At 74.2% G+C, this 19377-nt stretch carries 14 protein-coding genes; 5 read left to right on the forward strand and 9 right to left on the reverse strand.

What is annotated here, in order from left to right:
• Nucleotide 1: 1 nt before the first annotated feature.
• A complete protein-coding gene (gene ettA / locus ACGF5G_RS09530) occupies nucleotides 2-1678 on the reverse strand; it encodes an energy-dependent translational throttle protein EttA (RefSeq protein ID WP_393260766.1) in 1677 nt (558 codons plus the stop codon).
• 325 nt (nucleotides 1679-2003) lie between these two features.
• On the opposite strand from ettA, the gene ACGF5G_RS09535 reads away from it, so the two are divergent.
• A complete protein-coding gene (locus ACGF5G_RS09535) occupies nucleotides 2004-3404 on the forward strand; it encodes a trehalose-6-phosphate synthase (protein ID WP_350708526.1) in 1401 nt (466 codons plus the stop codon).
• A gap of 38 nt (nucleotides 3405-3442) precedes the next feature.
• Nucleotides 3443-6007, forward strand: a complete 2565-nt coding sequence (otsB, locus tag ACGF5G_RS09540; RefSeq protein ID WP_393261641.1) for a trehalose-phosphatase — start codon at nucleotides 3443-3445, stop codon at nucleotides 6005-6007.
• A gap of 156 nt (nucleotides 6008-6163) precedes the next feature.
• On the opposite strand, the gene cobA is transcribed toward otsB, so the two are convergent.
• The 3 genes from cobA to cobC form a co-directional block, all read right to left on the reverse strand.
• Complete coding sequence (gene cobA, locus ACGF5G_RS09545; protein ID WP_393260769.1) at nucleotides 6164-7396, reverse strand: uroporphyrinogen-III C-methyltransferase; 1233 nt, start codon at nucleotides 7394-7396, stop codon at nucleotides 6164-6166.
• Nucleotides 7397-7460: 64 nt separating this feature from the next.
• Entirely contained in the window at nucleotides 7461-8573 is a 1113-nt protein-coding gene (gene cobT / locus ACGF5G_RS09550) for a nicotinate-nucleotide--dimethylbenzimidazole phosphoribosyltransferase (RefSeq protein WP_393261643.1), read from the reverse strand.
• Nucleotides 8573-9742 carry an Rv2231c family pyridoxal phosphate-dependent protein CobC gene (gene cobC / locus ACGF5G_RS09555; RefSeq protein ID WP_393260772.1) on the reverse strand — a complete coding sequence of 390 codons (1170 nt, stop codon included), beginning with the start codon at nucleotides 9740-9742 and terminating at the stop codon, nucleotides 8573-8575. The genes cobT and cobC overlap by 1 nt, the downstream gene beginning before the upstream one ends.
• A 121-nt stretch (nucleotides 9743-9863) precedes the next feature.
• On the opposite strand from cobC, the gene ACGF5G_RS09560 reads away from it, so the two are divergent.
• A complete protein-coding gene (locus ACGF5G_RS09560) occupies nucleotides 9864-11996 on the forward strand; it encodes a transglycosylase domain-containing protein (RefSeq protein ID WP_393260775.1) in 2133 nt (710 codons plus the stop codon).
• Between the two features lie 52 nt (nucleotides 11997-12048).
• Here ACGF5G_RS09560 and ACGF5G_RS09565 read toward each other — a convergent pair whose 3' ends face one another.
• Nucleotides 12049-12618: a GNAT family N-acetyltransferase gene (locus tag ACGF5G_RS09565; protein ID WP_393260777.1), complete on the reverse strand. Its 570-nt coding sequence runs from the start codon at nucleotides 12616-12618 to the stop codon at nucleotides 12049-12051.
• Nucleotides 12615-13997 (reverse strand): cobyrinate a,c-diamide synthase, encoded by a 1383-nt coding sequence (locus ACGF5G_RS09570; RefSeq protein ID WP_393260779.1) that lies wholly within the window; start codon nucleotides 13995-13997, stop codon nucleotides 12615-12617. Before ACGF5G_RS09570 ends, ACGF5G_RS09565 begins: the two co-directional genes overlap by 4 nt.
• A 244-nt stretch (nucleotides 13998-14241) precedes the next feature.
• On the opposite strand from ACGF5G_RS09570, the gene ACGF5G_RS09575 reads away from it, so the two are divergent.
• On the forward strand, nucleotides 14242-15069 hold the full coding sequence (locus tag ACGF5G_RS09575; protein WP_393260782.1) for an SURF1 family protein: 828 nt from the start codon (nucleotides 14242-14244) through the stop codon (nucleotides 15067-15069).
• A gap of 113 nt (nucleotides 15070-15182) precedes the next feature.
• Entirely contained in the window at nucleotides 15183-15998 is an 816-nt protein-coding gene (locus tag ACGF5G_RS09580; RefSeq protein ID WP_393260785.1) for a hypothetical protein, read from the forward strand.
• A 43-nt stretch (nucleotides 15999-16041) separates the two neighbouring features.
• On the opposite strand, the gene ACGF5G_RS09585 is transcribed toward ACGF5G_RS09580, so the two are convergent.
• From ACGF5G_RS09585 to ACGF5G_RS09595, 3 genes are all read right to left on the reverse strand, one after another.
• Nucleotides 16042-17625: an ATP-dependent DNA ligase gene (locus ACGF5G_RS09585; RefSeq protein WP_393260788.1), complete on the reverse strand. Its 1584-nt coding sequence runs from the start codon at nucleotides 17623-17625 to the stop codon at nucleotides 16042-16044.
• Between the two features lie 73 nt (nucleotides 17626-17698).
• Entirely contained in the window at nucleotides 17699-17905 is a 207-nt protein-coding gene (locus ACGF5G_RS09590; RefSeq protein WP_350686124.1) for a hypothetical protein, read from the reverse strand.
• A gap of 77 nt (nucleotides 17906-17982) precedes the next feature.
• Nucleotides 17983-19335 carry a dipeptidase gene (locus ACGF5G_RS09595; RefSeq protein WP_393261646.1) on the reverse strand — a complete coding sequence of 451 codons (1353 nt, stop codon included), beginning with the start codon at nucleotides 19333-19335 and terminating at the stop codon, nucleotides 17983-17985.
• Nucleotides 19336-19377 lie beyond the last annotated feature (42 nt).

Here is a 19377-nt window from a genome sequence, read left to right on the forward strand (position 1 = left end):
GTCAGTCGCGGGTCAGCTTGCGGTAGGTCACCCGGTGCGGGCGGGCCGCCTCGGCGCCGAGCCGGTCGATCTTGTTCTTCTCGTACGCCTCGAAGTTGCCCTCGAACCAGAACCACTTGGCCGGGTTCTCGTCGTCGCCCTCCCAGGCCAGGATGTGCGTGGCGACCCGGTCGAGGAACATCCGGTCGTGGGAGATGACCACGGCGCAGCCGGGGAACTCCAGCAGCGCGTTCTCCAGGCTGCCGAGCGTCTCGACGTCGAGGTCGTTGGTCGGCTCGTCGAGCAGGATCACGTTGCCGCCGATCTTCAGCGTCAGCGCCAGGTTGAGCCGGTTGCGCTCGCCGCCGGAGAGCACCTTGGTCGGCTTCTGCTGGTCCGGGCCCTTGAAGCCGAACGCCGCGATGTACGCCCGGGACGGCATCTCGACCTTGCCGACCAGCAGGTGGTCCAGCCCGTCGGAGACCGTCTCCCAGACCGTACTGTCCCCCGCCAGGCCGGCCCGGCTCTGGTCGACGTACGACAGCGAGACGGTGTCGCCGACCTTCACCGAGCCGGAGGTCGGCTCCTCCAGCCCGACGATGGTCTTGAACAGGGTGGTCTTGCCGACGCCGTTCGGGCCGATCACGCCGACGATGCCGTTGCGCGGCAGCGAGAACGACAGGCCGTCGATCAGCACCCGGTCGCCGAACGCCTTGACCAGGCCGTTGACCTCGATCACCGTGCTGCCCAGGCGGGGACCCGGCGGGATCTGGATCTCCTCGAAGTCCAGCTTGCGGGTCTGCTCCGCCGCGGTGGCCATCTCCTCGTACCGCTCGAGCCGGGCCTTGGACTTGGTCTGCCGGGCCTTGGCGTTGGAGCGGACCCACTCCAGCTCCTCGTCGAGGCGCTTCTTCATCTTGGCGTCGCGGCGCCCCTCGACGGCCATCCGGGCGGCCTTCTTCTCCAGGTAGGTGGAGTAGTTGCCCTGGTAGCCGATGGCCCGACCGCGGTCCAGCTCCAGGATCCAGCCGGCCACGTTGTCGAGGAAGTACCGGTCGTGGGTGATCGCGATGACCGTGCCGGCGTACTTGGCCAGGTGCTGCTCCAGCCACTGCACGCTCTCCGCGTCGAGGTGGTTGGTGGGCTCGTCGAGCAGCAGCAGGTCGGGCGCCTCCAGCAGCAGCTTGCAGAGCGCGACCCGGCGGCGCTCGCCACCGGAGAGCTTGGTGACGTCGGCGTCCGGCGGCGGGCAGCGCAGCGCGTCCATGGCCAGCTCGAGCTTGGAGTCGACGTCCCACGCGTCGGCGTTGTCCAGCTCCTCCTGGAGCCGGCCCATCTCCTCCATCAGCTCGTCGGAGTAGTCGGTCGCCATCTGCTCGGCGATCTTGTTGAACCGCTCCAGCTTGGCCTTGATCTCGGCGACCGCCTCCTCGACGTTGCCGAGGACGGTCTTGGCGTCGTTGAGCGGCGGCTCCTGGGCCAGCATGCCCACGGTGTAGCCGGGCATGAGCCGAGCCTCGCCGTTGCTCGGCCGGTCCCACCCTGCCATGATCTTGAGGAGGCTGGACTTACCGGCGCCGTTCGGGCCGACCACACCGATCTTGGCCCCCGGGAGGAAGCTCAGCGTCACGTTGTCGAGCACGACCTTGTCGCCGTGCGCCTTGCGCGCCTTTTCCAGGACGTAGATGTACTGGGCCACGGTGCGGGCTACCTCCGTAGGTTGCGACTGGGGGCCGGCGGGCGCGGGCTGCGACTTCCGTCCGCCGCCGCCGGCCGCTGGCCGGCCGCACGCACGCCGTCGTCAATCCTGACAGGTACGCGCCGCCGCGCCCACATCACCCCGCCCCGCCGGCCGGCCGGGCGCGCCGCGTCGCCGCCGCCGACCGGCACTGTCGACAAGATCACGTACGGGGTTGCGCCGACGTGGACCGGGTAGGTGACTCCGGCACGGGGCCCCAGACGTCGCAGCTAGGCTCAGTACGCTCATTCGCGGTTGACCCGTCAGCACCCGGAGGTGGCCGAACGTGACCGTCCGCAGCTCCTTTGTCGTAGTGGCGAACCGGCTACCGGTCGACGAGGTGAGCACACCCGAGGGACGGCAGTGGCGCCGCAGCCCCGGGGGGTTGGTGACCGCGCTGCACCCCGTCCTCGCCGAGCACCAGGGCACCTGGGTCGGCTGGGCCGGCGGCACCGGCGCCGCCCCCGAGCCCTTCGACCTGGAGGGCATCCGGCTGCACCCGGTGCCGCTGAGCGCGGAGGAGCTGGAGCGCTACTACGAGGGCCAGTCCAACGCGACGATCTGGCCGCTCTACCACGACGCGGTGGAGACGCCGGCCTACAAGCGCCGTTGGCGCGAGGCGTACCGCCTGGTCAACGCCCGCTTCGCGGAGGCCGCGGCGGAGGTCGCGGCCGAGGGGGCGACGGTCTGGGTCCAGGACTACCAGCTCCAGCTCGTCCCGGCGATGCTCCGCGAGCTGCGGCCCGACCTGCGGATCGGCTTCTTCCTGCACATCCCGTTCCCGCCGATCGAGCTGTTCATGCAGATGCCGTTCCGCACCGAGATCCTGCGCGGCCTGCTCGGCGCGGACCTGGTCGGGTTCCAGCAGCGGCTCGCCGCGCAGAACTTCGTCCGGCTGGCCCGGCACCTGCTCGGGCTGCGCTACGAGGGCCAGATGATCCAGGTCGACGGCCGCCAGGTGAAGGCCGGCGCGTTCCCCATCTCGATCGACACCAAGGAGATGGAGCGGCTGGCCGCGGACCCGGCGATCCAGGCCCGCGCGAAGGAGATCCGCGAGGAGCTGGGCAACCCGAAGACGATCATCCTGGGCGTCGACCGGCTCGACTACACCAAGGGCATCGAGTTGCGGCTCAAGGCCTTCCGCGAGTTGCTCGCTGACGGAAAGTTGACAGTCCCGGACGCGGTTATGGTGCAGGTGGCCACGCCCAGCCGCGAGCGGGTCGAGCACTACCAGGCGCTTCGCGTCAAGGTAGAGCGGGAAGTTGGTCGGATTAATGGCGAATTCGGCAGGGTCGGCGTGCCGGCGGTGCATTATCTGCATCAGTCGTACAGTCGCACTGAACTGGCCGCGATGTACGCCGCTGCCGACGTGATGATGGTGACCCCGCTCCGAGACGGAATGAATCTGGTGGCCAAGGAGTACGTCGCATCACGCGCCGACCAGGGTGGTGCGCTCGTGCTCAGTGAGTTCGCCGGCGCGGCCACCGAGCTGCGTCAGGCGTTCCTGTGCAACCCGCACGACCCCGACGCGGTCAAGGACGCCCTGCTGCGGGCCGTGCATGTCGAGAAGCCGGAGGCCCGCCGCAGAATGCGGACTATGCAACGCCATCTACGCGCCCACGACGTGGGGCACTGGGCCAAGTCCTTCCTCACCGAGCTCGGTGTGCCCGAGGCGGAGGAAGCGTGAACGCCGTCAGCGACATCGTCACGCCCGCGGCGGGCACGATGGACCCGGAGCTGCGCGCCGCCATCGGCCGGATCGCCCGGGTGCCACAGCTCCTGATCGCCTGCGACTACGACGGCACCCTGGCGCCGATCGTGGAGGACCCGAGCAAGGCCGTCCCGCTGCCGGAGTCGGTGGCCGCCGTCCGGGCGCTGGCCGCCCTGCCCCAGACCACCGTGGCGGTGGTCTCCGGGCGGGCCCTGCGCGACCTGGCCGCGCTCTCCCGGCTGCCCAGCGAGGTGCACCTGGTCGGCAGCCACGGCTCCGAGTTCGACATCGGCTTCGTCGAGCGGCTCTCCCCCGAGCTGATCGCCGTGCGCACCCGGCTGCGCGACGCGCTGCGCGAGATCGCCACGGCCCACCCGGGCATCCGGCTGGAACGCAAGCCGGCGAGCGTCGCGGTGCACACCCGCGGGGTCGACCCGCAGGTCGCCGCCGCCGCCATCGAGGCGGTCCGCACCGGCCCCGCCACCTGGGCGGACGTCACCGTCACCCAGGGCAAGGAGGTCATCGAGCTGTCGGTGGTCGCCACCCACAAGGGCACGGCCGTCGACCAGCTGCGCACCCAGCTCTCCGCCAGCGCGGTGCTCTTCATCGGCGACGACGTCACCGACGAGAACGCCTTCGGCAACCTGCACGGGCCGGACGTCGGCATCAAGATCGGCCCCGGCGACACCCAGGCCGACTACCGGGTGGCCGACCCGATCGAAGCCGCCCGGGCCCTCGGCCTGCTGCTCGAGACCCGCCGGCACTGGCTCTTCGGCGAGCGGGCGGTGCCGATCGAGCGGCACTCGATGCTGGCCAACGGCCGCACCGTGGCGCTGCTCACCCCCGAGGCCAAGATCACCTGGCTCTGCCACCCCAAGCCGGACTCGGCGGCGATCTTCGCCGACCTCGTCGGCGGCAGCCCGGCCGGGCACTTCAGCGTCGCCCCCGAGCGTGGGGGCATCCCGCTCGGCCAGCGCTACCGCTCGGGCACGATGACCGTCGAGACCCGGTGGTCGGGCCTGACCGTCACCGACTGGCTGGACAAGCCGGCCACCGAGACCACACCCGACGGCCCGGCCGTCATCACCGGCGACTCGACCCTCGTCCGGGTGCTCACCGGCTCCGGCCGGGCCCGGCTGGAGTTCGCGCCCCGGCCCGAGTTCGGCCAGGTCGCGGTGCAGTTGCAGCCGCTCGACGACGGCCTGCTGGTGCTCGGCTCCAACGAGCCGGTCGCGCTCTACTCCCCCGGGGTCGAGTGGCAGGTCAGCAGCGACGGCGGCAACTACGAGACGGCCAAGGCGGTCGTCGACCTCTCCGCCGCCGGCGGGCAGGTCGTGCTGGAGCTGCGCTTCGCCACGCACAGCCTGGAACACCACCGGCTGCCGGTCCACGAGCGGCAGGCCCTCGCCGAGCAGCCGTGGAAGGACTGGGTCGCCTCGCTCCGGCTGCCCAACACCGCGCGGGACATGGTGGCCCGCAGTGCGCTGACCCTGCGGGGGCTCTGCCACGAGGCCACCGGCTCGATCCTCGCCGCCGCGACCACCTCGCTGCCCGAGGAGCTGGGCGGCGTCCGCAACTGGGACTACCGCTACTGCTGGCTGCGGGACGCGGCGATGACCGCGCGGGCGCTGGTCGACCTGGGCTCGATCGAGGAGGCCGAGGCGCTGCTGCGCTGGGTCGACGGGTGCATCGAGCGCACCGGCGGGCACCCGGAGCGGCTGCACCCGCTCTACACCGTGGACGGCTACGAGCTGGGCGCCGAGGCGGTCATCGACACGTTGCCCGGCTACGCCGGCTCCCGGCCGGTCCGCGTCGGCAACCTCGCCAACCACCAGCTCCAGCTCGACGTCTTCGGCCCGATCGCGGACCTGATCGCCGCCGTCGCCGACGCCCGGGGCTCGGTCCGCGAGGACGAGTGGCGGGTGCTGGAGAACATGGTCGAGGCGGTCCGCCGCCGCTGGCACGAGCCCGACCACGGCATCTGGGAGGCCCGCCTCCCCCCGCGGCACCACATCTTCTCCAAGGTCATGTGCTGGATGACCGTCGACCGGGCACTGCACGTCGTACGCCAGCACGGCGGCGAGGACCGGCCGGAGTGGGTGGAGCTGCGCGACCGGATCGGCGCCAACGTGCTGGAGTACGGCTGGCACGAGACCGTCGAGGCGTACAGCGTGGCGTACGGGGACGAGGACATGGACGCCTCGTCGCTGTGGATCGGGCTGTCCGGCCTGCTCCCCGGCGACGACCCGCGCTTCCTCTCCACGGTGCTGCGGATCGAGGCGGACCTGCGCAGCGGCCCGGTCGTCTACCGCTACCACTGGGACGACGGCCTGCCGGGGCGCGAGGGCGGCTTCCACATCTGCACCGCGTGGCTGATCGAGGCGTACCTGCGCACCGGGCGGCGTACCGACGCCGAGGAGCTGTTCGCGCAGATGGTGGACACCGCCGGCCCGACCGGCCTGCTCCCCGAGCAGTACGACCCGCTGGCCGAGCGGGGGCTGGGCAACCACCCGCAGGCGTACAGCCACCTCGGCCTGATCCGCTGCGCCCTGCTGCTGGACAACATGCTCAAGCAGTGACCTGACCAGTTCACCCGACGACGGCCGGAGCCCCGTGCTCCGGCCGTCGTCGTCTCTCTTCCCCCACCCCCGGGTCGATCATGAAGTTGTTACCGCCCGCCTCGGCGTGTCGCGACAACAACTTCATGATCAACGAGCGCTGCAGGGGCGGGGAATTCAGGTGCGGAGGGCGTCGACCACGTTGCCGATGACCACGACGGCCGGGGGACGAAGGTTCGCGGCGACCGCGTCGGCGGCGACGTCCGCCAGGATCGACCGGAGCACCCGCTGTGAGCCGGTCGTCGCTTCCTGCACCACCGCGGCCGGCGTCTCGGCCGGGCGGCCGTGCGCGACCAGCGTCGCGGTGATCGCGGCGAGGTTCTTCAGCCCCATCAGGACGACCAGCGTGCCGCGCAGCCCGGCCAGCGCGTCCCAGCGAACCAGGGAGGCCGGCGAGTCGGGTGCGACGTGCCCGGAGACCACCGTGAACTCGTGGGCCACCGCCCGGTGGGTGACCGGGATGCCGGCCGCGGCCGGTGCCGCGACGGAGCTGGTCACGCCGGGCACCACGGTCACCGGCACGCCCGCCGCCGCGCAGGCCAGCAACTCCTCGCCGCCCCGGCCGAAGACGTACGGGTCGCCGCCCTTGAGCCGCACCACGAACTTCCCGGCCAGCGCCCGGTCCACCAGGATCCGGTTGATCTCCTCCTGGGCCCGGGACGGCCCGTACGGGATCTTCGAGGCGTCCACGAGTTCCACGTCGGCGCGCAGCTCGTCGAGGAGCAACCCCGGCACCAGCCGGTCGGCGACCACCACGTCCGCCTCGGTGAGCAGCCGCCAACCCTTGACGGTGATCAGCTCCGGGTCGCCGGGCCCGGCCCCGACGAGCGCCACCCGCCCGGCTCGGGTGTAAGGAAGGGTCCCTTCCTCTACCGCAGGCGTTAGTAGGGGGCCCTTCCTTACATCCAGCAGGTCGCGGATCGCGTCGCGGACGGCCATCGCCCGGCGCGGGTCGCCGCCGCCGAGCACCGCCACGGTCACCGGCCCGTGCCGGGTCACCGCCGGGGTCCAGGCGGTGGCGGCGGCCCGGTCGTCGGCACGTACGCAGAAGATGCGGCGCTCGGCGGCGGCGGCGCTGACCGACGCGGCGGCGAGCGGGTCGTCGACCGCGACCTGGACCAGCCACGCGCCGTCCAGGTCGTCGGGGGTGAACCGGCGCGGCGCCCAGTGCAGCCGTCCGGCGTCGACGTGCGACCGCAGCGCCGGGGTCAGCTCCGGCGCGACGAGGAAGACGTCCGCGCCGGCGTCGAGCAGGGCGGGCACGCGGCGGGTGGCCACCGTTCCCCCACCCACCACGACCACCCGCCGGCCGGCGAGCCGCAGGCCCAGGGGGTACGGGTTGTCGCTCACGCCGCCCCCTCGCTCCGCTCCCCGGCGCGGGGCGCCACGCCACTGATCCGGATGGTTCGCCCGCTCACTTCTCGGCCACCCCCGCCGAGTCGAAGGTGGCGACCTCGTGCAGCACCCGGACCGCGCCGGTGACCACCGGCAGCGCGAGCAGCGCGCCGGTGCCCTCGCCGAGGCGCAGCCCCAGGTCGATCAGCGGCTCCAGCCCCAGCCGGCGCAGCGCGACGGTGGCGCCCGGCTCGGCGGAGCGGTGCCCGGCCACCATGGCGGCCACGGCGTGCGGGGCGAGGGCCGCCGCGGCGAGGGCCGCGGAGACCGCGATGACCCCGTCCAGCAGGACCGGGGTCCGTCGGGCGGCGGCGCCCAGGATCAGTCCGGCCAGGGCGGCGTGCTCCAGGCCACCGACGGCGGCCAGCACGCCCAGCGGGTCGGCCGGGTCGGGGGCGTGCCGGCGCAGCGCGGTGCGCACCACCTCCACCTTGCGGGCGTACGTGGGGTCGTCGACCCCGGTGCCCCGGCCGGTCGTCTCCGCCGGGTCGATGCCGGCGAACGCGGCGATCAGGGCGGCGGCCGGCGTCGTGTTGCCGATGCCCATGTCCCCGGTGAGCAGGATGCCCGCGCCCGCGTCGACCAGCTCGCCGGCCACCCGGATGCCGGTCTCCACCGCCGCCCGGGCCTCGTCCCGGGTGAGCGCGGCCGTGACCGCCAGGTCCCGGGTGCCGGGTCGGACGTTCGCCGCGACCAGCCGGGGCACGTCCCGGGCCGGCGCGGCTCCGGTGGCGCCCGCCCCGGCGGGATCCGCCGCCGGCGCGTCGGGGACCGGCAGCGGGGTGGCCACGCCGACGTCGACCACGGTGACGGAGGCGCCGGCCTGCCGGGCGAACGCGTTGACCACCGCCCCGCCGGCCAGGAAGTTCCCGATCATCTGCGCGGTGACCTCCTGCGGCCAGGGGGTCACCCCCTGGGCGTGCACGCCGTGGTCGCCGGCGAAGATCGCGACCGCGGCCGGCTCCGGCAGCGGCGGCGGGCAGTGTCCGGCCAGGCCGGCGAGGCGTACGGAGAGCTCCTCCAGGGCGCCGAGCGAACCGGCCGGCTTGGTCAGTCGCCCCTGCAACTCCCGGGCGGCGGCCATCGCCGGCTCGTCCGGCGGCCGGATCGCCGCGATCGTGGTCTCCAGCATCATGCCTCCAGGATCTCCGCCAGTACCTCGGTGAACGCGTCGGTGGTGGCCGGGTCGCGCACGGCGATCCGCAGCCAGTCCGGCCCGAGACCGGGGAACGTGTCGCCCCGGCGCACCGCCCAGCCGCGCTGCCGAAGGGCGGCCCGCACCTGGGCGGCCCCGGGCAGGTGGACGAGCACGAACGCGCTGGCGGGCCGGCCGGCGACGCGTACGCCGGGCAGGGCCGACAGGCGGGCGACCAGGTGCGCGCGGTCGGCGGCGAGCCGGGCGGCGATGGCGCGCTCGGCCTCGACCGCGACGGGCGTGGCACAGGCCGACGCGGCGGCCAGGGCCGGGGTGGAGACGGCCCACAGCGGCTGGGCGGCGGCCAGCCGCTCCAGCAGCGCGGCCTCGCCGAGCAGGTAGCCGATCCGCAGGCCGGCCAGTCCCCAGGTCTTGGTGAGGCTGCGGACCACCACCAGGCCGGGCAGGTCCCGTCGGGCGGCCAGGGACTCCGGTTCGCCGGCCACCCCCGCCGCGACCGTGGTGTCGGCGAACGCCTCGTCGACCACCAGCACCCGGCCGGGCCGGGCCAGCGCGGCCAGGTCGGCGGCGGGGTGCAGCACGGAGGTGGGGTTGGTCGGGTTGCCGATCATGACGAGGTCGGCGTCGGCGGGCACCCGGGCCGGGTCGAGCCGGAAGTCGTCGCCCGCGTCGAGCAGCACCCGCTCCACCTGGTGCCCGGCCGCGCGCAGCGCCGCCTCCGGCTCGGTGAACTGCGGGTGCACCACCACCGGCCGGCGTACGCCCCGCAGCGCCCGGGCCAGCAGCACGAAGCCCTCGGCCGCGCCCGCGGTCAGCAGCACCTCGGCCGGCGGGCGCCCGTGCCGGGCGGCGACGGCGGCCCGCGCCGGCCCCGGGTCGGGGTACGCGGCGAGGTCGCCGAGGGCGGCGGTGACCGGGTCGGCCAGCCAGTCCGGCATGGTGTCCCGTCGCACGTTGACGGCGAGGTCGACCAGCCCGTCGCCCACCTCGGCGTCCCCGTGGTGGGTGAGGTCGGGCTCGTTTCCCTCGGGGTCGGGTGCGGGCCCGGCCGGGTCGGGTTTGGTCCGGGCGGGGTCGGGTGCGGGCCCCGCGGGGTCGGGTCCGGGCTCGGCGGTGGGGAGGGTCTCGGTCGGCTGACCACGCATGTCCGCGATCCTGCCGGGAAGGCGGCGCACGGGACAGCGGATCCCGGCGTGGGGCGCGTCACCACACGGGCGTTTATGAATATTTCTCAAGTGCGAATCGGAAATGTCATAACTTGACCCTGTGAGCAACCGACCCCTTGCTGCCGCTGGTCGTCTCGTTCCCCTTCTCCGCGCCGGGCTGATCGCCGGCATCGTGGTCGCCGCCGTGGCCTACCCGGTGGCCGCCGCCACCGGCCTCGGCGCGAAGGTCACGGCGCACGCCATGGAGCACAAGACCAAGATCCTCACCACCGCGCTGCCGGCCGAGACGTCGTACCTCTACGCGCCCGACGGCAAGACGGTGCTGACGATGTTCTACGAGGAGTACCGGCAGTACACGAAGCTGGCGGACATCTCGCCGAACATGCAGCAGGCGATCGTCGCCGCCGAGGACACCCGCTTCTACCAGCACCGGGGCGTCGACCCGAAGGGCGTCGCCCGCGCCTTCGTGGCCAACGCCCGCTCCAGCGGCGTCTCCCAGGGCGCCTCCACCCTCACCATGCAGTACGTCCGGATGGCGCTGCGCGACAGCGCGAAGACGCCGCAGGAGGTGCAGGAGGCCACCCAGCAGACCAGCCTGCGCAAGGTCCGGGAGATGCGGATGGCGCTGGACCTGGAGAAGGAGCTGAGCAAGGAGCAGATCCTCGAGCGCTACCTCAACTCCGCCTACTTCGGGCACCGGGCGTACGGCATCTACGCGGCCAGCGAGATCTTCTTCTCCAAGCCCCCGAAGGACCTCACGCCGGTCGAGGCGGCCACCCTCGCCGGGCTGGTGAAGTCCCCGTCCGAGTACGACCCGGCCAGCTCGGACCAGAAGGACGCCACCGGCCGGCGCAACTACGTGCTGGACCGGATGAGCCAGCTCGGCTACCTCTCGCCCGACGACGTGGCGCAGGCCAAGACCGAGCCGATCCGGCTGAAGCTGACCTACCCGCCGAACGACTGCGCGTCGGTGCCGGAGAAGTGGAACAGCTGGGGCTTCGCCTGCGACTACCTGAAGAACTGGTGGAGCGCGCAGCCCGCGTTCGGGGACAACCGGCTGGAACGGATGGACAAGCTGCGCCGGGGCGGCTACCGGATCGTGCTCAGCCTGGATCCGAAGATCCAGGCGGCCGCCGAGCAGAACGTCGGCAGCAAGGAGAACACCGGCAGCCCGTTCGCCAACGGCATCGTGGTCTCCGAGCCCGGCACTGGACGGGTGAAGGCGATGGCGGTGAACCGGACGTACTCACTGAAGCTGGACGAGAACCCGCCCAGCTCCAACCCGGAGGCCGGGCCGAACATCAAGGCGAACTACCCCAACACGGTGGCGCCCCTGCTCGGCGGCGGTGACCTGCCGGGCTACCAGGCCGGTTCGACGTTCAAGATGTTCCCCATGCTGGCCGCGCTGAACGCGGGCATGCCGCTGTCCACCTCGTTCAACGCCCCGTACCGGTACCGCTCCGAGGTCTACAACGGCTGGGCGCCGTCCAACGCCAGCGGCGCGATGTCCGGGAACCAGACCATGTGGTCCGGCTTCGGCAAGTCGGTGAACACGTACTTCGTGTGGCTGGAGGAGCAGGTCGGCGCCGACAAGGCGGTCCGCCTCGCCGAGCAGCTCGGGCTGCGCTGGCGCACCGACGTCGACCGGGAGCACGCGTCCCCGGCGAAGGCGAAGACGTGGGGCGCGTTCACCCTGGGCGTCTCCGACGCCACCCCGCTGGAGATGGCGAACGCGTACGCCGCGATCGCCGCGGACGGCCGGTACTGCGAGGCGATCCCCGTGCAGGCGATCTACAACCGGGACGGCACGCCGACCACCTGGAAGACCGCCTCCGGGATCGAACGCGAGGTCGCCAAGCCGCGCTGCCGGCAGGTGGTGAACGCCGACGCGGCCCGGGCCGCCACCGACGCCGCCCGCTGCCCGACCGGCGACACCCCGGCCCGCGGGAGCTGCGGCGGCTGGTCGACGGCGGACAGCGTGCGGGGCACGGTCGGCCGGCCGGTCGCGGGCAAGACGGGCACCACCGACAGCACCCGGTCGGCCTGGTTCGTCGGCTACACCCCGGAACTGGCGGCGGCGAGCTTCATCTCCGACCCGGACAACCCGTTCAACGCGGTCGGTGACGGCCAGTCCCAGATCCCGATCGCCGCGGTCGCGGAGACCCTCCGTGACGCGCTCAAGGGGCAGCCGACCCGCCAGTTCACCCCGCCCTCGGACCGCATCGTCGGCTGACCACCGCCCGCCGCCCCCGCCGCCGCCGGACCGACCCGGCCAGCCTCAGGAGTCAGTGCAGGTCGGCGGCGACGAAGGACCAGACCTCCAGGTCGACCCGGCCGCCCCGGACGAAGCCGGCGTTGCGCAGCAGTCCCTCGTAGCTGAAGCCGGCCTTCTCGGCGACCCGGCGGGAGGCCAGGTTGCCGGGGGCGACGCGCAGCTCGACGCGCTGGAAGCCGTGTTCGAGGATCAGCGCGATGGCGAGCGCGTCGACCGCCTCGGCGGCCAGCCCGAAGCCCCGCGCGTGCGCCGCCATCGCGTAGGAGACCTCGGTGCACCGGGCGCCCCAGTCGGTGCGCCGGGTCCACAGGCAGCCGACCACCCGGTCGTCCTCCCGCCGCACCACCGCGTAGTGGTCGCCGTCGCCGCTGTCACGCCGCTGCCGGGCCAGGTCGGTGCACCAGGCCAGCCCGTCGATCTGGCCGGACGTGTCGACCAGCGGCAGCCACCGCTGGGTCTGCCGGTCGGCGAAGACCTCGTCGGCGGCCTTCGCGTCGGCGGCGGTCAGCGCGCGTACCTCGGTGCGGGGCGTGGAGACCGTCAGCGCCGGGAAGCGGCGCACCGCCACCTGGCCGATCACGCGGGCACCCCGGCGGTCGCGGGGTCGGCCGCCGCCTCCGCCGCCGCGCCGACGAGCCGGGCGGCGAGCTGCGGGTACGCCGCCCAGTGCACGGTGAGCTGCGAGGCGTGCACGCCCCGCCAGACGAAGCCCTCGGGTGCCCCGCCGGCCCAACTCCAGGCCGCCCGCGCGCCGGCGCGCGGGGTGAGCACGGCGCGGTGCTCCTTGTGCCCGGTCACCACCGTGCCCGCCGGCGCCACCACGCTGTCGGTCAGGGCGGTCGCCTCCCGGTAGCCGACGACCAGGCCGTCCCGGCTGGTCCCGACCGCGTCGAGCACCCCGCACATGGGCAGCCCGTCCAGCTCCCGGGCCAGCCAGAGCAGGCCGGCGCCCTCGGCGACGACCGGCCGCCCGGTGCGGGCCAGCCCGGCGACCGCGATGCAGAGCCGACGGTTGGCGGAGAGCTGCTCGGCGTACGACTCGGGAAGCCCGCCGCCGACGACCAGCGCGGCGGCACCGGCGGGCAGCGCCTCGTCGTGCAGCGGGTCGACCGTCACCACCTCCGCGCCGGCCGCCCGGAGCAGCTCCGTGGCCTCGGCGTGGCCGTAGCTGCCGCCCGCCGCCCCGGCGACCGCGACGACCGGGCGCGGGCCGGCGGCGGGCCGGTCGGCCTCGGGCGACCACGGCGGCGTCGGCAGGGGCGGGGCGGAGCGGGCCAGTCCCAGCAGGCGGTCCAGGTCGACCGTGGCGGCGACCGCCTCGCCGAGCCGGCGGACGGCGCGGGTGGCCTCACCGGTGCGGGCGAGCGCGGGCACCGCCCCGTGCCGGCGCGGCGGCAGCACCGCCGGCAGGTCGTAGCGGCGCAGCACCCCGTAGACCGGTACGCCGACGTCGTCGAGCGCCGCGCGCAGCAGCTCCTCGTGCCGCGCCGAGGCCACCCGGTTGAGGACCACCCCGCCGAGCCAGAGCTGCTCGTCGTACGCCCGGAAGCCGTGCACCAGGGCTGCCACCGACTGCCCCATCGCGGCGACGTCGACCACCAGCACGACGGGGCTGCGCAGCGCGGTCGCCACGGCGGCCGTCGACTCGCTCTCCGGACGGCCGGCGAGGCTGTCGTACAGCCCCATGCTGCCCTGCAGCAGCGCGAGCCCGGCGCCCGACGCCCCGTGGGCGACCAGCGGGGCGATCCGGTCGGCGCCGACCAGCCGGGGGTCGAGGGTGCGACCGGGGCGGCCCCCGGCCAGCCCGAGGTACGCGGCGTCGACGTGGTCCGGGCCGATCTTGAACCCGGCGACGTCGACGCCCCGGTCGGCGAGCGCCGCGAGCAGCCCGATCGCCAACGTGTTCTTGCCGTGGCCGGAGGACGGCGCGCTGAGCACCAGGCGCGGCACGACGGTCATCATCGACTCCCTGCGGGGCGGCGGGGGAACCCTGCGGCGGGCCGACCGCGCGGTCCGCCCGCGTGACGATAGCCGACGCGGACGGCGGGTGGCCGCCGCCGAGCGGACCTGTCGGGCGCGCGGCGCCGGGGACGGACCGGGGCCCCGAGACCGGTGACCCGGCGCGGATCGGGCCCGCCGAGGCCGGTGGCCGGCGCGGATCGGGGCCACCGAGGTCGGTGGCCCGGAGCACAGGGGTAGCCTCGTGGTCGTGTACCGGTTCCTGCTGACGCCGCGCTGGCTGGGCATCCTCGCGCTGACCCTGATCGCCGCGGCGGTGATGGTGCTGCTCGGCAACTGGCAGCTGGACCGCTACCACGGGCGTACGGCGATCAACGAACGGATCGACGCCGGCCTGCGGATGGACCCGGTCCCGCTGCGCGACGTGCTGCCCGCCCCGACCGGAGGCAGCGGCACGGCCGGCCCCGCGCCCGCCGAGGACAGGTCCTGGACCAAGGTCACCGTGACGGGCCGGTACGACTCGGCGAACGTCGTCCTGGTCCGGGGCCGCGCCGTGGAGCGCACGGTCGGCTTCGAGGTGGTCACCCCGCTCGTGCTGGCCGACGGCACGGCGGTGCTGGTGGACCGGGGTTGGATCCCGCCGGCCCCGGGCGGTGACGCGACCGTCCAGCCGGACGTGCCGCCCGCCCCCACCGGTGAGGTCACCGTGACGGGCCGGGTGCACCTGAGCGAGAGCGGCTCGGTCGGCGTCACCCGGCGCGACGGCAGGCTGGAGACCCGGCGGATCGGCGTGCCCCGGCTGGCCCAGGAGCTGCCGTACCCGGTGCACGGGGCGTACCTGCTGCTGGACGAGCAGACCCCGGCGGCCGACCCGACCTTCAAGGACGTGCCGGTCGGGCACACCAACAACTGGCAGAACTTCGGCTACGTCGTGCAGTGGTGGATCTTCGCCGCGATGACCCTCTTCGGCTACGGCTGGGTGGCCCGCCGGGAGGCCCGCCGGCTGGCCGGCGTGGGGCAGGAGCGGCCCTCCGACCGCGCCGCGGAGCCGGCGTCGCACAGCGTCGCCTGAGCGGTGCGGTCCGCCGCGCCGGTTCCGGGCGCAGGACGGACGATCCGCGATTCCTCGGCCATACCGGTCCCGTTGTAGGGTCCGTCAATGATCAATCTGCGTGGGGGTTCGCAGTGACCCCTGATCCCACCATGCCGCTGCCGCCCTCGGAGCCGCCGACTCAGCCGCACCCGACGACCGATCCCTGGGCATCCGCCCCGGTCTCGGCCGGCCACCAGGCGCCGCCGGCAGCGCCGCACCACCTCGCACCGCCGCTCCCCGGCCCGGACTCCGCCCTACCGGCCCAGCCCTACTCCGCCCCACCAGCCCAGCCCTACTCCGCCCCACCAGCCCAGCCCTACTCCGCCCCGCCGGCCGCCGCGCAGTACTCCGCGCCGCCGGCCCAGCCCTACTCCGCGCCGCCGGCCCAGCCCTACTCCGTCCCACCGGCAGCCGCGCAGTACTCCGCCCCGCCGGCCCAGCCCTACGCGGCGTCGCCCGGTACGGATCTGGTCCGGCCGGGGCCGCACCCGCCGGTGATGGCGCCCGCGGTCGGGCAGCCGGGCCCGCTGCCGGCCGGCTACCCGCCGCCCGCCCAGGGTGCGGTGGCGGTGCAGATCGGCGAGATCATGGTGAGCCCGCCGGTGATCCATACGCCGGCCGGCGTGCTGCCGCTCGCCGGCGCCTCCTGGCACGTCGTCGACCACTGGCAGCAGGAGCAGAAGACCGCCACCTGGGCGGTGGTGTGCGCCATCGTCGGCTTCTTCTGCCTGACCATCTTCAGCCTGCTGTTCCTGCTGATCAAGGAGACCCGGCACCACGGCACCGTGCAGATCACCGTGTCGAACGGCGCCCAGCAGTACGTGGCCCGGATGCCCGTCGCGAACCAGGCCCAGGTGCAGCACATCAACAACCAGGTCAACTACGCCCGGTCGCTGTCGAACATGTGACCCGCCCACGGCTCGCGCCGCCCGGCACACCCCCGCCGGGCGGTCAGCCGCTGGCCCGCCCTGCGTGGATGGCGCGTACGGCGTCGATGGTGTCGGCCTCGGCCGCCGTCTTGTCGTCGCGGTAGCGCACCACCCGGGCGAAGCGCAGCGCCACCCCGCCCGGGTAGCGGGAGCTGGTCTGCACCCCGTCGAAGGCGATCTCGACCACCTGCTCGGGGCGGACCCGCACCACCCAGTCGCCGCGCTCGACGGCGAGGGAGAAGAACCGCTCGGTCTGCCAGCGCAGCACCTCGTCGGTCAGGCCCTTGAACGTCTTGCCGAGCATCACGAAGTCGCCGGTGCGCGGGTCCCGCGCGCCGAGGTGCAGGTTGGACAGCCAGCCCTGACGCCGGCCGCTGCCCCACTCCACCGCGAGCACCACCAGGTCGAGAGTGTGCCGGGGCTTCACCTTGACCCAGGCGGCGCCCCGGCGGCCGGCGTCGTAGGGGGCGTCGGGCGCCTTCACCACGACCCCCTCCTGGCCGGCGTCGACCGCGGCGGCGAACGCCTCGCCGGCCTGCTCCGGGCCGTCGACCTCCATCCGGCCGACCAGCAGCGGAGGGTCGACCGCGGCGGCGAGCGCGGCCCAGCGCTCCCGGCCGGGCAGGTCGATCAGGTCGTTGCCGTCGAGGTGCAGCAGGTCGAAGAAGTACGGCGTCAGCACCGTCTCGCCGGTGGACTCGGCGGCGGCGAGCACGGCCGGGGCGACCGGGGCCCGGCCGGTGGTGCTCGGCGTGGTGCGCCGCGCCGCGCGGCTCGACGTCTCCTGGAAGGGCAGCGGCCGGCCCGTCTCGTCGAGCCCGATCGCCTCGCCGTCGAGCACCAGCTCGCGGGCGGGCAGCGCCCGCACGGCGGCGACCACCTCGGGCACCCGGGCGGTGATGTCGTCGAGGCTGCGGGTGAAGACGGCGATGTCGTGGCCAGAGCGGTGCACCTGGATCCGGATGCCGTCGAGCTTGACGTCGACCACGGCGGGCGTGCCGGTGGCGGCGAGCGCCTCGTCCACCGAGGGCGCGCTCTGGGCCAGCATCGGCGCGAGCGGGCGGCCGACCTGGAGGCCGAAGGCGGCCAGCGCCGGCGCGCCGCCGTCGAGCGCGGCGACCGCGACCGCCCGCAGGTCGCCGGCGAGCAGCAGAGCCCGGCGTACGGCGGCGACCGGCACGTCGGCCGCCCGGGCCACCGCGTCGGCGAGCAGCCCCGCCTGGGCGCCCTGCCGCAGCTCGCCGCTGAACAGGCCGGTCAGCAGCCGCTGCTCGTCGGCGGTGGCGGCGGCGTAGAGCGCACCGAGCAGCGCCCGGCGGCGGGCCTGCGACCCCGGCCCACGCACCGCCGCGATCTCGTCGACGGCCGCGTCGACGGCGGCCACGGTCAGGGTCGGCTCGGCCGCCGGGGGCGGCAGGTCACGCAGGCTCGCCCAGCCCACCCCGGTCTGCCGCTGGCGCAGCTCGCCGGCCAGCCACCCCGAGCCGGCCGCGACCTCGTCGGGGTCGAGCGACCGCAGCGCCTCGGCGAGCAACTCCACCTTGGCCCGTCGGGCCCGGGTGGCGCCGACGGCGGCGGAGGTGGCTGCCAGGTCGATGAACCGCACGGGTCCATCCTGCCAGCCACCTCCGACACCACCCGGGCATTGCCGTGCCCGGGCCGTCACACGGGCCGGGCGGTCAGGCCGAGACGGGCTCCTCGATGCGGAGCCCGCGGGCGCGGATCTCGTCGGCGACCCGGGAGAGCACCGTGTCGAGCGCGACCAGGGCGGCGGAGAGCTCACCGAGCTGTTCCTTGAGCGTGTCCTCGGGCCACGCGGAGACATCGACGTCCCCCAGAGCGCTGACGGCGGCTTCGAGCCGGCTCATCACCTCGTTCGTACGCATGTTCGAGAGGCTATAACAAGCCCACGCCCGACACACCGCAAACTCCCACATCGACCCGGAAGTTACGGTTCCGACACCTAACGCCCGTCGGCGCCCGCCTCGGCGACCTTCTTCAGCAGCAGCGCCTCGGCCAGGCAGACCCGGGCGAACTCGCCGAGGTGCAGGCTCTCGTTCGGGCCGTGCGCCCGGGCGTGCGGGTCCTCGACGCCGGTCACCAGGATCGCCGCCCGCGGGAACATCTCCTGGAAGGTGGCGATGAACGGGATCGAGCCGCCGATGCCGATGTCCACCGGGGCGGTGCCGTCCCAGGCGGTCCGGAACGCCGAACGGGCGGCGTCGAACATCGGGCCGGACGCGTCGATGACACACGGGTCACCGTCGTGCTCGAAGGTGACGGTCACCCGCGCACCCCACGGCGCGTACTTCTCCAGGTGGGCGCGCAGGGCCGCGTACGCCCGCTTGGGGTCGTCGCCCGGCGCGAGCCGCACGCTCAGCTTCGCCTTCGCGGTCGGGACCAGGGCGTTCGGCGCCTCGCCGGTGGCCGGGGCGTCGATGCCGAGCACCGCGAGGGCCGGCTTGGTCCAGAGCCGGTCGGTGATCCGCCCGGTGCCGATGAAGTCCACGCCCTCACTCAGCCCGGCCTCGGCGCGGATCCGCTCCTCCGGGTAGTCGACGGCCGCGCCCTCCCGGCCCACCAGGCCGTCGACGGCAACGTCGCCGGCGTCGGTGTGCAGGGTGGCCAGCAGCCGGACCAGCGCGGTCAGCGCGTCCGGCACCGCGCCGCCGAACATGCCGCTGTGCACGGCGTGGTCGAGGGTACGCACCTCGACGAAGCAGTTGACGATGCCGCGCAGCGAGGTGGTCAGCGCCGGCACGCCGATGTCCCAGTTGCCGGAGTCGGCGATGACGATCACGTCCGACGCGATCTCGTCGCGGTGCTCGGCGAGCAGCCGCTCCAGCGAGTCGGAGCCGTACTCCTCCTCGCCCTCGATGAAGAGGACCACGCCCACCGGCAGCGCGTCCCCGAACGCGCGCAGCGCCGCGACGTGCGCCATGATGCCGGCCTTGTCGTCGGCGGCGCCCCGGCCGTAGAGCCGGCCGTCCCGCTCCACGGGCTCGAACGGGTCCGACTCCCACAGCGACAGGTCGCCCACCGGCTGAACGTCGTGGTGGGCGTAGAGCAGCACCGTCGGCGCACCGGGCGGGGCGGGCTTCTTCCCGATGACCGCCGGCTGGCCGCCGGAGCGCACGATCTTGACGTCGAGGCCGCAGCCGCGCAGCAGCTCGGCCACCGCCTCGGCGGAGCGCTCCACGTGCGAGTGGTCGAAGCCCTCGAACGCGATGCCGGGGATGCGGACGAGGCGTTCCAGGTCGGCACGGACGCCGGGCAGCTCCCGCTCGACGGCGGCCCGGACCTCGGACTCGGACATGATCGGTGTGGTCATGACCGGCATCGTATGCCGGCCTTACCG

Source organism: Micromonospora sp. NPDC047730, from assembly GCF_043204765.1.
Taxonomy (GTDB): Bacteria; Actinomycetota; Actinomycetes; order Mycobacteriales; family Micromonosporaceae; genus Micromonospora.